The organism is Clostridium sp. AF32-7AC (assembly GCF_003477925.1).
Lineage (GTDB): Bacteria > Bacillota > Clostridia > Lachnospirales > Lachnospiraceae > Otoolea > Otoolea fessa.
The window spans coordinates 784,622-800,887 of record NZ_QUEG01000001.1; the positions used below are offsets into that span (position 1 = coordinate 784,622).

Here is a 16,266-nt window from a genome sequence, read left to right on the forward strand (position 1 = left end):
AAAGGAGATTTCTGACTTGAAAGTAACTATATACACAGACGGCGCCGCCCGCGGCAATCCAGATGGTCCGGGCGGATTTGGAACCGTCATTCACTATGTAGATCCGGCAGGAAAACTGCACACGAAAGAGATTTCCGGCGGCTACAAACGAACTACGAACAACCGTATGGAGCTGATGGCAGCCATCGCCGGTCTCGAGGCGCTCAACCGCCCCTGCGAGATCGAACTCTATTCAGATTCCCAGTATCTCGTCAACGCTTTTAACCAGCACTGGATCGAGGGTTGGATCAAAAAGGGCTGGAAACGCGGCAAAAATGAGGAGGTTAAGAATGTAGATCTATGGAAGCGCCTGCTCGCTGCCAAGGAACCCCATCAGATTTCGTTTTTCTGGGTGAAGGGGCATAATGGGCATCCGGAGAATGAGAGATGTGACTTTTTGGCTACTTCGGCGGCGGATGGGGACGAGCTGATGGTGGATCCGGGGGTATAGCTCGTTACAGCTCACACATGTGTGCCCAGTAACAGGATTTTGCCGATGCTTCGCATTCTAAATCGGCAAAATCTGCATTCGGAACTGTATTGTACGGAATTTTCAGTTCAGAAAATTCCTACCTGTGAGCAGTTACTATAACAACCCTTACGATATGTTTACATCTTTCGATCATCTATTTTCAAACCGTCTTAAATGTGCTATTTTAAAATTATCAAGTGAACAGGAATAGCAGAGGCGGTTGAGAGTAATTTGAAAAATAAAGGAATGATCGCTGCCCTCGGTCTGATTCTGGTGCTGGGGATTGTGACGACGGCGGCAACGCGGCGTTATATCCGGGAGCAGGCGGGAAGTGAGAGAAGCCTGACGGTCGGACCGGAGGCGATGTATGAGGCGGAACCATTTGCGGCGGAAGCAGCGGAAAATGGTCTGGCGGAGGATGCGCCGGAGCCATCTTCTAAAAAAATGACGCATGCGGAAAGCGTGGGGACAGAAGATAGAGCCTGTATGCAGGCGGAAGGAGATGTTTCTGTCCAGTCTTTAGGTGAACAAAAGGAAAAACGTGCAGATAATCGGGCGGTTGCTAAGGCGGCAGAGAAGCAGAGCGCGGGCGATGAGTCGGATTATTCTGTGAATACAGGGGCGGTTGTGTCCCCGGTTGAAAATGGAATTGTATCTCCTGCGCGAGGCGCGTCCTCCGGGACAGGTGCAGGCTCGGACCGGACAGCGGAAGATTACCGGAACCGGCTGGGCGAGATCGAGAATACGATTCAAAACCTGGAAAATTCGGGAAGTGCGAATACAACCGACGCGATGCGGGAGGCGGTCGCGTATGAGTACCGGCTCTGGGATGCCGAATTAAATCAGATTTATCAGGCAATCATGGCGGTGCTTCCAGACGAGGAGACAGACACGCTGCGTGGTCGGGAACGCAGATGGATTCGGGAACGTGATACGGCGGCGAAACAGGCGGCGGAGCGCTACAAGGGCGGCACGATGGAAAATGTCGAGTACACGGCGTCGCTGGCAAATTCGACGCGGGATCGGGCGTATGAGCTTTTGGATTTGTATGAATCGTATCTTCCGGCAGAGTAGTGAAAAAATTAGAAAAAGGGACTTTTGCGGCATATAGAATTGCGGTAAGGGTCCCATTTTTGCACACTTTTTGTACCGATAAACCTCTTGCGAAATGTAAATTCCTATGATAGGATATAAAGAATGAGGAAAATTTTACTTAAATAGAAGTAACTATAGGAGGAAGCAACGTGAAAAAATACGGTGTGAACGAACTTAGAAAGATGTTCTTAGACTTTTTTGAGAGCAAGGGACATCTGGCAATGAAGAGTTTCTCTCTGGTTCCGCATAATGATAACAGCCTTCTGCTTATCAACTCTGGTATGGCTCCGTTAAAGCCATATTTTACGGGTCAGGAGATTCCGCCGAGAACAAGAGTATGTACCTGTCAGAAATGTATTCGTACCGGCGATATCGAGAATATCGGTAAGACTGCCCGTCATGGTACCTTTTTTGAGATGCTTGGCAACTTCTCCTTCGGTGATTATTTCAAAGAGGAAGCGATTCACTGGTCCTGGGAATTTTTAACCGAGGTTGTCGGACTTGATCCGGATCGCCTCTATCCGTCTGTGTTCGAGAGCGATGACGAGGCATTTGATATCTGGAACAAAGAGATGGGTATTCCGGCAGAGCGTATTTTCCGCTTTGGCAGAGAGGATAACTTCTGGGAGCATGGCGCTGGTCCGTGCGGTCCGTGTTCTGAGATCTACTATGACCGCGGTGAGAAATACGGCTGCGGCAAACCGGGATGTACGGTAGGCTGCGAGTGTGACCGTTACATGGAGGTATGGAACAATGTATTCTCCCAGTTTAACAACGACGGTCACGGCAACTACACCGAGCTGGAGCACAAGAACATTGATACCGGAATGGGTCTAGAGCGTCTGGCAGTGATCGTACAGGATGTAGATTCCCTGTTTACGGTTGATACCAACAAAGCTCTGTTAGACCGTGTCTGCGAGCTGGCACATACCGAATATCAGAAAGATCATGAGACCGATATTTCTCTGCGTATTGTAGCGGATCATATCAAGTCCTGCACCTTCATGATTTCCGATGGCATTATGCCATCCAACGAGGGACGCGGATATGTTCTGCGCCGCCTTCTGCGCCGTGCAGCACGCCATGGCAAAAAACTTGGCATCGAGGGTGAGTTCTTAGCAGCTCTGTCCCGCACCGTTATCGACCTTTCCAAGGATGGTTATCCGGAACTGGAAGAGAAGAGCGCGATGATTTTCAAGGTTCTTTCTGAGGAAGAGGATAAGTTCAACAGGACCATTGATCAGGGTCTTGCGATCCTTGCTGATATGGAAGAGGATATGAACAAGAAGGGCGAAAAAGTGCTGTCCGGCGACAACGCATTCAAGCTCTACGATACGTATGGATTCCCGATCGATTTAACCCGTGAGATTCTCGAGGAGAAGAGTCTCGGTATCGATGAGGACGGCTTCAACGCAGCGATGAAACGCCAGAAAGAACAGGCGAGAGCGGCGAGAAAGACGACTAACTATATGGGCGCGGATGTTACGGTATATCAGTCCATCGATCCGGCTATTACAACTGAGTTTATCGGCTATGATCGTCTGACAGCGGAATCCGAGATTTCCGTTCTGACGACCGAGGATGAGATTGTAGAGGCACTGACTGACGGTCAGACTGGTACAATTATCACCAAGGAAACCCCGTTCTACGGAACCATGGGTGGTCAGGAGGGTGACTTCGGTCAGATTACCGCTCCGGACGGCTCTGTGTTTGAAGTAAAAGATACCATTCATTTACAGGGTGGCAAGATCGGTCATGTCGGTGTTGTAGTAAAGGGTATGTTCGAGGTGGGAGAAAAAGTAACCATGTCGGTTGACAAGGAAAACCGTGAACTGACTTCCCGCAACCATTCCGCAACCCATCTGCTTCATAAAGCGCTGCGTACCGTACTTGGTAGCCATGTAGAGCAGGCTGGTTCCCTGGTAACCCGTGACCGTCTGCGTTTCGACTTTACTCATTTCTCTGCGATGACTCCAGAGGAGATAGAGAAGGTTGAAAAGATTGTAAATGATGAGATTGCAGCATCCCTGCCGGTTGTAACCGATGTTATGTCCTTGGATGAGGCAAAGAAGACGGGCGCGATGGCACTGTTTGGCGAGAAGTACGGCGAGAAAGTCCGTGTTGTCAAGATGGGGGATTTCTCCACCGAGCTTTGCGGCGGTACACACGTATCCAACACAGGCACAATTGCATCCTTCAAGATTCTCTCTGAGGCTGGTATTGCAGCAGGCGTCCGCCGTATCGAGGCGCTGACCTCCACCGGTTTGATGAACCACTACAAAGAGGTAGAGAATGAGCTGCATGAGGCGGCGAAACTGGCAAAGACCACTCCGGCGGCACTGAGCAGCAAGATTGAGTCCATGTTAGAGGAGATCAAGACTCTGCACGCAGAGAACGAGAAGTTAAAAAGTAAGCTGGCGAACGACTCTCTGGGCGATGTTATGAACCAGGTACAGGATGTAAACGGCGTGAAGCTGCTGGCAGTTGAGGTTAAGGATGTAGACATGAACGGTCTGCGTAATCTGGGCGATCAGCTGAAAGAGAAGCTGGGCGACGGCGTTGTCCTGATTGCATCTACTCTGGATGGCAAGGTAAGCCTGATGGCTTCTGTAACTGACGGTGCGATGAAGAAGGGTGCACATGCTGGAAACTTAATCAAAGCAATCGCAGGTCTTGTCGGCGGCGGCGGCGGTGGCCGTCCGAACATGGCACAGGCTGGCGGAAAGAATCCGTCTGGTATTGCAGCAGCCCTTGAAAAAGCGGCAGAAGTAGTAGCAGAGCAAGTAAAATAAAAAAATCATAAAAAAATGTAAAATGTTGTTGACGTATCATTTTTTTATGATATAATCTTTTTAGTGCTAAAAAAATACCCATACAGTTGTATTAATATGCACTTATTACACAACTGGAGGGAGGTTAGGTGTGAGCTATGTCAAATGTAATCGTTAAAGATAACGAGAGTCTGGACAGCGCTTTACGCAGATTCAAAAGAAACTGTGCTAAGGCTGGTATCCAGCAGGAGATTCGGAAAAGAGAGCATTACGAGAAACCGAGCGTTCGTCGTAAAAAGAAATCCGAAGCTGCTAGAAAACGCAAATACAATTAAGTAACGCAAAAGTCCTGGTTTTCATATGAACCAGGACTTTTTTGTGCAATAGGAGAAAGAGAAGAAATGCGATGTGGCGGATGATGGAGTGAGGGGCATGAGAGAGAAGCAGGAAAATGAGAGACGGGGAAAGGGATTGAAACAATATATTGCGGATCGGCGCCTGGCAGCAGTCAGCCTTGTGCTGGGTATTTTGATGGGGCTAATGATTCTTCTGGGAATCCGTTACAGCCGCAATGAGCTGATTTACCGGACGGCGGGTCAGTTTTTGGGACAGTTGGCGGGCTGGGTGGTGTGTATGACGGTGATGGTCTGGGCGATTTGTGTGGGACTGGATGCTTTGGGGCGTGGCTGGCCTGAGATACGGGATTTTCAGTTCGGAAAATTCCTGCCTGTGAACAGTTACCAGAAACGGACGCAAGCACGGAGGGAGAAAGACTGCGAAGACCAGGGAAGCAGCCGCGATGTGGAAAGCCAGGGACGGGAATCGAAACAGCGCGCAGCGAAAAATTTGGATTTGGGGACATGGCTGAAATGGATGTTTCTCTCCTGGTGCGTCTATCTTCCGGTTTTTCTGGCGGTTTATCCGGGCATTTATTCTTACGATGCGTCCGCGCAGCTCCTTCAGTTTTATGGAAAACTGCCGCTGACAACCCACCATCCATTAATTCACACGCTATATCTGGGACTCTGCATGAAGATTGCGGGGCGTCTGTTCCATACCTATCAGGCAGGGATGGCGCTGTATGCGCTGTCGCAGTCGTTTTTTATGAGTGCGGTCTTTTCCCTGTGTCTGTGCCGGATGAAAGCGCGGCGGGCACCGCGATGGCTCTGCGTTGCTTCGTGGATGTTCTGGATTCTGAATCCGTATCTGACGGTCTTTTCCTTTGTCACGACGAAAGATGTGCTCTTTGGCGCATTTTTCTTGCTGTCATTTGATACAGCGTGTTGTCTAGTTGAGGATCCGGAGCATTTTTGGCGGGGAATGTGCCAGAAGAAAGAAGATTTGGATAAAGAAAGAGAGCTGGATAAAGAGAAAAATCTGAACGAAACAGGTTCTCAGAAAAAAGTGGGAAAGACGGGGGATTGGCTACTCTTTTTTGTGAGTGTGCTTTTTATGTGCCTGTTCCGGAATCAGGGAATCTATGTCTTCCTGTTTTTTGTCTTGGCAGCCTGCCTGTTTCTACGAAAAAAAGTGTATTGCAAAAACAGGTTTATTATGGCATCTCTGCTGGTGGCAGCTTTATGGTATGTTTTATCCGGCCCGATTCCAACGGCGTTCGGCGTGGGAAAGGGCGATGCGAGGGAGATGCTGTGCGTGCCGATGCAGCAGCTGGCGCGCATGTATCATGAAGTTCCGGAGAAATTGACGCCGGAGGAAAAGGAATATATCGAGACGCTGATTGACCCGCAGGCGCTCAGTGAGTATGTCCGTGTCAATGCGGATCCAGTGAAAAATGGATTCCATACAGAAGTGATGCAGGCAGATATAGGACGCTTCGTTCGTACCTGGGCGGAAATCGGGAAGCGCCATCCGGGTATTTATCTGGATTCATTTCTGATGGGGAACTGGGGGTACTGGTATATGGGAGACAGCCAGTACTGGATCAGCTATATTTTATACGATGGGGCATACCTGGAAGGTAATTTAAATATCCTGCATATCACGCGTAACAGCCATTTTCAGGCGCTTTCGGACTGGTTGAGGGAGGCGACACTGACACCCGCATTCCAGTCGGTTCCGGTGCTGTCGGTGCTTCTCAATCAGGCATTTCCGTTCTGGCTGATGCTGTTTGCGGCAGGATTTGCAGTCTGGAAGCACCGGGCGTATGAGATCATTCCGCTGATGCTTCTGCTCGGCTGCTGGGGAACACTTCTGCTGGGACCGGTGGTTTCCCTGCGGTATGCATTGCCGTTGATTTACTGTGTGCCGCGGATGCTGGAAATGATAGTGGGGTTGACGGGAAAATAGTAAACGGCATAGTTTCTGCTTTCCTACATATATTAGATAATAACAATGAAATAGGCGGTAGGCGCTTGTTTGGCAGACAGAAAAAAGCGATCGTTTCGGCACTTCATCTGCCGGAGGACGTCGTTCTCGGAGAGATGCTTCTGTATTTTACCGGCAGTCGGGCGGCTGTGGTAGAAAATTACAGGAGCATTCTCTTTTTTTCCGACGAAATGCTGCGGCTGACGGGAAAGAACATCCGGCTTACTATCAAGGGGAAAGGGCTTTCGATTGAGTATTATGACCGCGACAATCTGCGGGTCACGGGGCAGATTGTGTCTGTCGAATTTGGGGTGCTGTGAGGAATGAGTATGGCGAAGGTAAGGCACCTTCTACATGGGATAGTGCGGCTTAACATGCGCGGCACCTCCCCGGAGAGATTCCTGAATCTTTGTACACTGGCAGGTTTAAATGTCTGGCAGGTAAAAAAAGAGCAGGAAAATCTGCTGTTTTATATGGAAATCCGCGATTTTAAGCGGTGTGCGCCACTGGCAAGAAAAGCGGGAGTCCGTCTGCATATCGTTGAAAAGCGTGGACTGCCGGTGTTTCTCTGGCGGAACCGGAAACGGAAAGGGTGGGCGGTCAGCTTCGTCCTTTTTTTTCTGTTATTATTGTTTCTGGCACAATTTGTCTGGGAGATCGACTGGAGTGGAAACCGGCGTTATACCGAAAGTGAGCTGAATCATTACCTCCAGACGCTGCAGATTGAAGAGGGAATTCCCAAGAAGCGGATTTCCTGTGCGAGGCTGGAGGAAGAACTGCGGGAGTCATTTGAAGATATCACCTGGGTGTCGGTGCGCCTGCATGGGACGCGCCTTTTCATCCGCCTGCGGGAGAGCGAGGTTCCGGTCCGTCAGAAAGTGGAGTCCGGCGAGGCGTGCGATCTGGCGGCGGCATCAGACGCGCGGATCACGTCGGTAGTCGTCCGGAGCGGAATCCCGCTTGTGCAGGCGGGAGATACGGTGGAAAAGGGGCAGCTTCTGGTGTCGGGAACGGTGCCGATCACAGATGATGGAGGCGAAGAAATTTCCTCTTACCGGGTGCGGGCGGATGCGGATATATATGGGATCCGGGAGCGGGTCGGGAGAAAGGAGCTTCCGCTCTGGAGGGAAATGCGGACGGAAACGGGAAAGAAACGATACGGAATTGCTTTGGAAGCAGGAACACACACATTTTACTGGAAAATTCCAGAATTTTATGATATGATAGAACATACATTCGATATAGCGGAGCGGTGGGGATTTTTCAGACGAAGCAGGCGGATGAAACCTGCCTGGACGATCCGGACGGAGTACCGGAAATTGCGGCTCCCGCTTGATTTTTATCTGCCGCTTTCTGTCGGGTGGAGTGAGTACCGGGAGACGTCTGTCTGCGAAAAAAGGTATACAGAACCAGAGCTTGCGGCGCTGTCAGCGGCATTTCAAAAGGAGACGGAAGAAAAATTGATCGAAAAAGGTGTACATATTATGGCAAGTGATGGTAGAATACTAATAAATGGCGGAGTCTGCCATTTTGAGGTACGGCTTCAGACGGAGGAGCCGATTCAAGTTGTGACACAAGGAGAACAGCAAAGGAATGAGCATAATAGAGACAATGATTGATATTCCGATGGAACATGAGCGGAATGTATGCGGACAGTTTGACGCGTATCTGAAAAAGATTGAGCGGACGCTGCACGTGACGATGATCACACGCGACGGCGCGCTGAAAATCATCGGTCCGGAGCAGACGATCCGGCAGGCGAAGAGTGTGTTCAACAATCTGTTAGAGCTTTCCAGGCGCGGCAATACCGTTACCGAGCAGAATGTTGATTACGCCCTGTCGCTGTCCTTCACGGAGAAGGACGATCAGATTCTCGAGATCGATAAGGATATCATCTGCCGGACGATCACGGGCAAGCCGGTCAAACCGAAGACGATGGGACAGAAACAGTACGTGGACCTGATCCGCAAGAAGATGATTGTATTTGGCATCGGTCCGGCGGGTACCGGAAAAACGTATCTGGCGATGTCGATGGCGATACAGGCATTTAAGAGTGGCGAGGTAAGCCGGATCATCCTGACGCGTCCGGCGATCGAGGCGGGGGAAAAACTGGGTTTTCTGCCGGGCGATCTGCAGAGCAAGATCGATCCGTACCTGCGTCCGCTTTACGATGCGCTGTATCAGATTATGGGGGCAGAAAGTTACCTGCATAATTCTGAGAAGGGCTTGATTGAGGTGGCGCCGCTTGCGTACATGCGTGGTCGCACCTTGGACAATGCGTTCATCATTCTCGATGAGGCGCAGAATACGACCCCGGCACAGATGAAGATGTTCCTGACACGTATCGGTTTTGGTTCCAAGGTGATCGTGACGGGCGACCAGTCGCAAAAGGATCTGCCTGCCGGAGCTACGTCCGGACTGGATACGGCGATTCATGTACTCAAGAAAATTGACGATATCGGTTTCTGCTATCTGACCAGTGGCGACGTAGTCCGCCATCCGCTGGTACAGAAGATCGTAGAGGCATACGATGCGTATGAGAAAAAAGATGCGGATGCGTCCCGCGGTTTCCGGAGAAATAGTTCCGGGACGCGTGACCGGAAAGATGGAGGAAGAAAGAACAGATGACAATCCAGATCGAATATGAAGCAGAGCGGGAGTGGAAGGTAGATTACCGTCCGATCATCGAGGAGATCGTGGTTGCGGCGCTCGATTATGAAAAATGCCCGTATGAGGCGGAGGTCAATGTAGTCCTGACAAATGATGAGGAGATTCATCGTATTAATAAGGAATTCCGAGGAATCGACCGGGCAACCGACGTCCTCTCTTTTCCGATGGGGGATTACGATGTGCCGTCCGATTTTGAACGGTTGGAAGAGCAGTCAGAGGACTATTTTAACCCGGAGACGGGCGAACTTCTTCTGGGCGATATCGTGATCTCGATCGACAAGGTTGACGAGCAGGCGGAGAAATACGGTCATTCTAAGGAGCGCGAGCTGGCGTTCCTGGTGGCACACAGTATGCTGCACCTGTGCGGTTACGATCATATGGAAGATGACGAACGCCTTGTGATGGAGAAAAAACAGGAGGAAATCCTGGCTGGCAAGGGGTATACGCGCTAAAAGCAGGAAAAAGAACCGGAGGGGAAGGGGAGTCCCCATTTGGGAAATGAGGCACATGGGGATGTGATGGGGGAAGTACGGAATGAAAAAAAGCAGTTGGAAAATAAGGGCACTGGCACTGACTCTGACGGCAGTCTGCTGGCTGTCAGGCTGTTCGGCTCACAAAGAAATATCGGTAACGGCAGCAGAGACACAGGAGGAGACGCGCGAGCTGTCCTTAAATACAGAGACGGAGGCCGAAACGCAGCCAGAAGCAGAGCCGGAGGGACGTTGCGAAAAAGACGGGAAGATACAGAGTTATCTGACCGGGGAATGGACGGATGTCGCAAAGGCGAACCGCCGTCCGCTTGCAATCATGATGAGCAATGACAAGGCGGCGCTTCCGCAGTATGGCATCAACCATGCCGGAGTGGTCTATGAGGCACCGGTGGAAGGCAGCATGAACCGCTATATGGCACTGATAGAGGACTATGACGATCTGGACCGGATCGGTTCCGTCCGGAGCTGCCGCCCATACTATACTTTTTTTGCAAGGGAATTTGAGGCGGTCTATGCACATTATGGGCAGAATACGTTTGCACTTCCGTATCTGGAGCAGATGGAACATTTAGATGGAATCAAAGGCAATGGGGCATCTGCGTATTTCCGGACCAAGGATCGGAAGACCCCGCACAATGCCTATGCATCGGGACCAAAGCTGCGCCAGGCGATCGAGGCGAGCGGTTATGCGGATGCGTACCCGGAGAGCTATGAGGGGCATTATACTTTTGCGCCGGAGAGTGCGCCGGTGTGCTTTGAGGATGGTATCGCAGCGGCCAAAGTAGTGCCAGGTTATCAGTTAAGCAATCCCTGGTTTGAGTATCACCCGGAGGACGGGCTGTACTACCGGTATCAGTATGGCGGTCCGCATATGGGAGATGCCGGACAGATAGCGGTTAAAAATATTATTTTCCAATACTGTTTGTGGAAATATTATAAACCGACGGAATATCTGAATATTGATGTCTATACACCGGCGATGGGGTATTATTTTACAAATGGACACGGCATTCTGATTCGTTGGGAAAAAGACGGCGCTTACGGCGTCACAAAGTATTACGATATGGACGGTCAGGAAATCAAGCTGAATCCGGGCAAGACCTGGGTCTGCATCCTTCCGAATGACCGTATGGATAAGGCGGAATTCTATGGAGAACAGACGGAGTAGAAGAAAACCCGGAATGCGGGAAGAGACAGAAAGAGAGATAATCAGCCGGCAGCGCACGGCAGGACGTAGAGAAGAAGCAGCTGGAGGCAGCCGGGAAAGTGCGGGCAGAAGCCGTAACCGGTCAGGAAGCAGCCGGAAGCCGGAAGCGGTTCCGGTGAGGAAAGAAAATTTTGTCATTCAGGGTACGATCCTGGCAGTTGCCGGTATCATTGTGCGTCTGATCGGTATTCTGTACCGCGTCCCGATGACGAATATCATCGGCGATGAGGGCATGGGATATTATTCGACGGCATTCAACGTATATAATATCATGCTGATCCTTTCATCGTACAGTCTGCCTCTGGCGGTGTCGAAGATGGTAGCGGCCCGCCTTGCGAAAGGGCAGTACCGCAATATGAACCGTGTTCTGCGGGCGGCGCTTGTCTATGCGACGGTCGTAGGTGGTCTGGCATGCTTTATTACCTGGAATTTTGCAGGCTTTTTTGCGACGACCTTGTTTAACACGCCGTTCTGCGTGTATGCACTCCGCACACTTGCGCCAACAATCTGGATCATGGCGTATCTGGGCGTCTTGCGCGGTTATTTCCAGGGACATGGAACGATGATTCCGACGGCGATCTCCCAGATCCTGGAGCAGGTGGTCAACGCGATTATCAGTGTGGTGGCAGCCAGCGTCCTTTTCAAGGTGGGACTGGATACGGCGAAAGTATATGGGAAAGATGGATATGCACAGGCATTTGGTGCGGCTGGCGGTACGATCGGTACAGGAAGCGGTGCGTTTGCAGCCCTGTTATTTGTGCTGGTATTGTTTTTACTCTACCGTCCGACGGCAAAACGGCGGATTGCCAAGGATCGGAGCGGTAGTGTGGATTCCTACCGTCAGATTTCGAGAATCTTCTTCTTTACCGTTATTCCGGTTATCGTAAGCTCGGGTGTTTACAATATTAACTCGGTTATTGACAACGGTATCATGGCGCACGGCATGGAGTCGCTGGGACGCGGCAAAGAGTTTTTAGCCCTCTGGGGTATCTACAACAACAAATATATGCTGCTGGTACACGTCCCGCTTGCGATGGCGAACTCACTGTCCTCGTCGCTGATTCCTTCGCTGTCCGGTGCAATAGCGCGTAAGGATCGAAAGGCGGCGATTGAGAAGACAGCCCTTGCGATCCGGTTTGCTATGCTGATTGCGATTCCGTCGGCGGTGGGGCTGACGGTACTTTCAGCACCGGTCAATAACCTGTTATTCCGGGGCGGAAACAATGCGGAAGCGATCCGTATGATGATGATTGGCGCTTCAGCCGTTATCTTCCTGTCGCTTTCAACGGTTACCAATGCAATCTTACAGGGACTTAACCGGATGAATGTTCCGGTGCGGAACGCCCTGATTTCGTTGGCATTACACGTGATTGCGCTGTATATTATGCTGATGATCTTCAATATGGGTATCTACAGTATGGTATTTGCAAGTATTTTATTTGCGCTCTTTATGTGCATTTTAAATGCGATCGCGATCCGCAATACACTCGGTTACCGCCAGGAGATGGTCAAGACCTTCCTGCTGCCGGCGATCAGCGCAGCATTTATGGGCGCGGCGGCATATGGCGTGTACCGTGGGGTTACGCTGGTGATCCACAGCAATGTGCTGGGAACGCTGCTGGCGGTGCTTGTGGCGGTCGCGGTATATGGCGTGCTTCTTATCAAGCTGCACTGTATCGAGGAAGATGAGATGTATTCGATGCCGATGGGACGGAAACTCACACGCATCTGCCGGAAGCTGCATCTGATGTAGGGTTAGAAATTTAGTTATGATTAAAATTTAGAAAAAAGTGAATAATAAGGATACACAACAGGAGGTATCCTTATTATGAGAAAATATCAGGGAATACTGTTTGCGGCGCTTTTTTGTTTTGCAATGCTTCTGCTTCTGGCGGCAGGGCTCTGGTGGTATCGTCCAAGGCGGGCGGAACCGGTACCGGGGCGCGTGTATGAGTCAGAGCGGATGCCGGAGAATAATGCGGTTCTGAACCCGGAACCGGAAGTGGCGGAGAAACAATCCGGCTATTGTCTGACGGCGGAGGATGGGATGCTGCTTATCTTTGACGGAGCAAGCGGCGAAGTCTGTTTCCAGACCCATATGCCGCTCTCAGAATTTTCCGTGGAAGAACAGGAAAAACTGCTGGAAGGAGTCTGGTTCGACACAATGACGGATGTGTTTCACTATCTGGAGTCTTTCAGCAGTTAGATGTGATTATAATACAGTCAAAAAACAAAGAATAAAGTCCGCGTATGAACGGTACGAAGCAAACGGTCAGGAAGGGAAATAGGGATGAGTCAGAATAAAGTAATCATAGTGGGAGCAGGAGCAGCCGGAATGACGGCTGCCATTTTTGCTGCCAGGGAGGGCGCACAGGTGGTTCTGCTGGAACATAAAGACCGGGTCGGCAAGAAGATCCTGTCTACCGGCAATGGACGCTGTAACCTTTCAAACCGTTTGCAGGAGCCGTTCTGCTACCGCAGTGGTCAGCCGGATTTTCCATGGAAGGCGCTTGGGGCGTTTACGCTTCCGATGACACTGGAATATTTTGAGGATCTCGGCGTTTTGACGCGGGAACGGGACGGATATCTGTATCCATATTCCGGGCAGGCAAGCGCTGTTTTAGATGCACTCCGTCTGGGACTTGCGTGGGAGTCGGTTCAGGTGGTGACGGAATGTGAAGTTTTCTCGATCACGCCGCGCGAAGATGCGAAACACCGGTTTGAAGTGAAGACGTCCCAGGGGAGCTTTTCGGGCGAGACGCTGATTCTGGCGTGCGGCAGCAAGGCGGCACCGGGTACAGGTTCGGATGGAAGCGGATATAAGCTGGCGAAACGGCTGGGACACCATATCATCAAGCCGCTTCCGGCATTGGTTCAGCTTCGTTGCCCGGAAAAGTTCTTTAAACAGCTCGCCGGAGTACGCGCGGATGCCTCTGTGATACTCTACAGCGATGGCAGAAAGCTGGCGGAGGACAAGGGCGAGGTGCAGCTTACGGATTATGGTATTTCGGGGATTCCGGTTTTCCAGGTCAGCCGCTTTGCGGCGCGCGCGCTCGATGAGGGACAGGATGTACGGGCGGTACTCAATTTTTATCCGGAATGCCCGGAAACGGAGACACGCCGGATATTAAAAGAGCGGAGTGAGCGCCTGAAAGAACGGCAGGTGGAGGACTTTTTTTCCGGCTGGATACATAAAAAACTGGCAGCTCTGTTTTTAAAACAGGCAGGAATCCGGCCAGATCGGACGGTTGGCAGCCTGACAGAGGCACAGATTCAGACGCTGGGGGATCTGCTCTGCCGGTTTGAGGTCAGCGTGAACGGTACAAATTCCTTTGAACAGGCACAGATCTGCTGCGGCGGCGTCGATGTGCGGGAGGTTGACGCACAGACGATGGAATCGAAGAAGGTAAAAGGATTATATTTTGCCGGGGAGATTCTGGATGTCGATGGCATCTGCGGCGGTTATAATCTCCAGTGGGCGTGGAGCAGCGGTGCAGCAGCTGGAAAATGTGCTGGAAGGGAGTCAGATAAATGATACGAGTAAATCAGGTAAAACTGCCGGTCAGCCACAGTGAGGCAGATCTTCGCAAGAAAACTGCCAAAATGATGGGAGTATCGGCAGATCAGATACAGTCGGTGGAGCTGGTGCGCCAGTCTCTGGATGCGCGCAAAAAGCCAGATCTGTACTATTTATATGCATTAGATGTTGCAGTGGCAGGGAAAGAGGCGGCGATTGTCAAACGTGCGCGCAGTGTAAATGTGCAGATCCGAAAGGAAGAGGCGTACCGCCTGCCCGATCCGGGAATAGAGCCGCTTCGGGAACGACCGGTAATCGTGGGCTTTGGTCCGGCAGGTATGTTTTGTGGTCTGATGTTGGCGCGTGCCGGATATCGCCCTCTTATTCTGGAACGGGGGCTGGATGCGGACAGCCGTGCAAAGGCGGTTGCACGCTATTGGACAGATGGAACGCTGGATCCGGAGTGCAATGTGCAGTTCGGCGAGGGCGGTGCCGGTACGTTTTCAGATGGAAAGCTGAATACGCTGGTCAAGGATCCATCTGGGCGGAATAAGGAAGTGCTGAAAATCTTGGCGCAGGCGGGCGCGGATCCGACGATTACCTATGTGAACAAGCCGCACGTTGGAACGGATGTTCTGCGGACGGTGGTAAAGAATATTCGAAGTGAGATAGAGAGTCTGGGCGGTGAGGTACGGTTTGGCTGCCGTCTGGAGGACTTTGAGACACAGAATGGTCATTTGTGTTCCATCCGCGTCAGTGCCCGTAAAGGCACGTCGGAGGCAGGACGGACGGTGGAGGAGATTCCGGCATCGGCACTGGTGCTGGCGATCGGGCATAGCGCCCGCGATACCTTTGCGATGCTGGCAGAGAAACCGCTCGACATGCAGGCAAAGGCATTTGCGGTGGGACTGCGGATCCAGCACCCACAGACGCAGATCAACTTAAGCCAGTACGGACGGGAAGAAGCCGGGAATCTGGGGGCTGCCAGCTATAAGCTGACGGCACAGACCTCCGGAGGCAGGGGCGTGTATTCGTTCTGTATGTGTCCGGGCGGCTTTGTTGTGGATGCATCCTCAGAGCCGGGACGGCTGGCAATCAACGGCATGAGCAACCACGATCGTGCCGGTGCAAACGCAAACAGCGCCCTGATTGTGACCGTTACACCGGAGGATTTTCCACAGCCGGGCACACTTGGCGGCGTAACGTTCCAGCGTCAGCTGGAGGAAGCGGCATACCGCTGCGGCGGCGGAAAAATCCCGGTACAGCTTTATGGAGATTTCCGGGAAAACCGGAGTTCAACGGGATTTGGAGCAGTGACACCACAGTTTGAAGGACAGTTTGCATTTGGAAATCTGCGGGAGGTGCTGCCGGAAGCGCTTTCGGCAGCGATGTTAGAGGGAATGGAACATTTTGGACATGTGATTCATGGCTTTGACCGCGAGGATGCGGTTTTTGCCGGAGTAGAGAGCCGGACCTCCTCGCCGCTGCGGATTCCGCGTGACCACGCGACGATGGAGAGCAGCACGATCGCGGGCATCTACCCATGCGGCGAAGGCGCTGGATATGCGGGTGGCATTACCTCGGCGGCGATGGATGGGATGAAGACGGCAGAGGCAATTATCGCGAAGTATGCTATCCCCAAAATTAAATTGTGAGAGAGAATGGTTCAGCGGCTTTAG

14 protein-coding genes are annotated in these 16,266 nt (G+C 51.6%); all 14 read left to right on the plus strand.

Going from position 1 to position 16,266, the window contains the following annotated elements; genetic code table 11:
- Positions 1 to 16 precede the first annotated feature (16 nt).
- The 14 genes from rnhA (at position 17) to DWZ45_RS03605 (ending at position 16,242) form a co-directional block, all read left to right on the plus strand.
- Positions 17 to 490 (plus strand): ribonuclease HI, encoded by a 474-nt coding sequence (gene rnhA / locus DWZ45_RS03540; RefSeq protein WP_022359619.1) that lies wholly within the window; start codon positions 17 to 19, stop codon positions 488 to 490.
- Between the two features lie 252 nt (positions 491 to 742).
- Positions 743 to 1,585, plus strand: a complete 843-nt coding sequence (locus tag DWZ45_RS03545; RefSeq protein WP_118523336.1) for a lysozyme inhibitor LprI family protein — start codon at positions 743 to 745, stop codon at positions 1,583 to 1,585.
- Between the two features lie 203 nt (positions 1,586 to 1,788).
- Positions 1,789 to 4,398, plus strand: coding sequence for an alanine--tRNA ligase (alaS, locus tag DWZ45_RS03550; protein ID WP_227589512.1), 2,610 nt, complete (start codon positions 1,789 to 1,791; stop codon positions 4,396 to 4,398).
- A 137-nt stretch (positions 4,399 to 4,535) separates the two neighbouring features.
- Complete coding sequence (gene rpsU, locus DWZ45_RS03555; protein ID WP_003504099.1) at positions 4,536 to 4,712, plus strand: 30S ribosomal protein S21; 177 nt, start codon at positions 4,536 to 4,538, stop codon at positions 4,710 to 4,712.
- Between the two features lie 97 nt (positions 4,713 to 4,809).
- Entirely contained in the window at positions 4,810 to 6,684 is a 1,875-nt protein-coding gene (locus tag DWZ45_RS03560) for a DUF6020 family protein (RefSeq protein ID WP_118467637.1), read from the plus strand.
- A gap of 65 nt (positions 6,685 to 6,749) precedes the next feature.
- Positions 6,750 to 7,022, plus strand: coding sequence for a YabP/YqfC family sporulation protein (locus DWZ45_RS03565; protein ID WP_106999834.1), 273 nt, complete (start codon positions 6,750 to 6,752; stop codon positions 7,020 to 7,022).
- A gap of 9 nt (positions 7,023 to 7,031) precedes the next feature.
- On the plus strand, positions 7,032 to 8,321 hold the full coding sequence (locus DWZ45_RS03570; RefSeq protein WP_182426623.1) for a sporulation protein YqfD: 1,290 nt from the start codon (positions 7,032 to 7,034) through the stop codon (positions 8,319 to 8,321).
- On the plus strand, positions 8,296 to 9,330 hold the full coding sequence (locus tag DWZ45_RS03575; RefSeq protein WP_227589501.1) for a PhoH family protein: 1,035 nt from the start codon (positions 8,296 to 8,298) through the stop codon (positions 9,328 to 9,330). The genes DWZ45_RS03570 and DWZ45_RS03575 overlap by 26 nt, the downstream gene beginning before the upstream one ends.
- On the plus strand, positions 9,327 to 9,824 hold the full coding sequence (ybeY, locus tag DWZ45_RS03580) for an rRNA maturation RNase YbeY (RefSeq protein WP_118467641.1): 498 nt from the start codon (positions 9,327 to 9,329) through the stop codon (positions 9,822 to 9,824). Before DWZ45_RS03575 ends, ybeY begins: the two co-directional genes overlap by 4 nt.
- Before the next feature lie 82 nt (positions 9,825 to 9,906).
- On the plus strand, positions 9,907 to 11,031 hold the full coding sequence (locus tag DWZ45_RS03585) for a DUF3048 domain-containing protein (protein WP_118467643.1): 1,125 nt from the start codon (positions 9,907 to 9,909) through the stop codon (positions 11,029 to 11,031).
- Positions 11,012 to 12,823 carry a polysaccharide biosynthesis protein gene (locus DWZ45_RS03590; protein WP_227589503.1) on the plus strand — a complete coding sequence of 604 codons (1,812 nt, stop codon included), beginning with the start codon at positions 11,012 to 11,014 and terminating at the stop codon, positions 12,821 to 12,823. The genes DWZ45_RS03585 and DWZ45_RS03590 overlap by 20 nt, the downstream gene beginning before the upstream one ends.
- A 75-nt stretch (positions 12,824 to 12,898) precedes the next feature.
- On the plus strand, positions 12,899 to 13,276 hold the full coding sequence (locus tag DWZ45_RS03595; protein ID WP_117795332.1) for a hypothetical protein: 378 nt from the start codon (positions 12,899 to 12,901) through the stop codon (positions 13,274 to 13,276).
- A gap of 84 nt (positions 13,277 to 13,360) precedes the next feature.
- Positions 13,361 to 14,605, plus strand: a complete 1,245-nt coding sequence (locus DWZ45_RS03600; RefSeq protein WP_118467645.1) for an NAD(P)/FAD-dependent oxidoreductase — start codon at positions 13,361 to 13,363, stop codon at positions 14,603 to 14,605.
- Positions 14,602 to 16,242 (plus strand): FAD-dependent protein, encoded by a 1,641-nt coding sequence (locus tag DWZ45_RS03605; RefSeq protein ID WP_118467647.1) that lies wholly within the window; start codon positions 14,602 to 14,604, stop codon positions 16,240 to 16,242. The genes DWZ45_RS03600 and DWZ45_RS03605 overlap by 4 nt, the downstream gene beginning before the upstream one ends.
- The last annotated feature ends 24 nt before the right edge of the window (positions 16,243 to 16,266 follow it).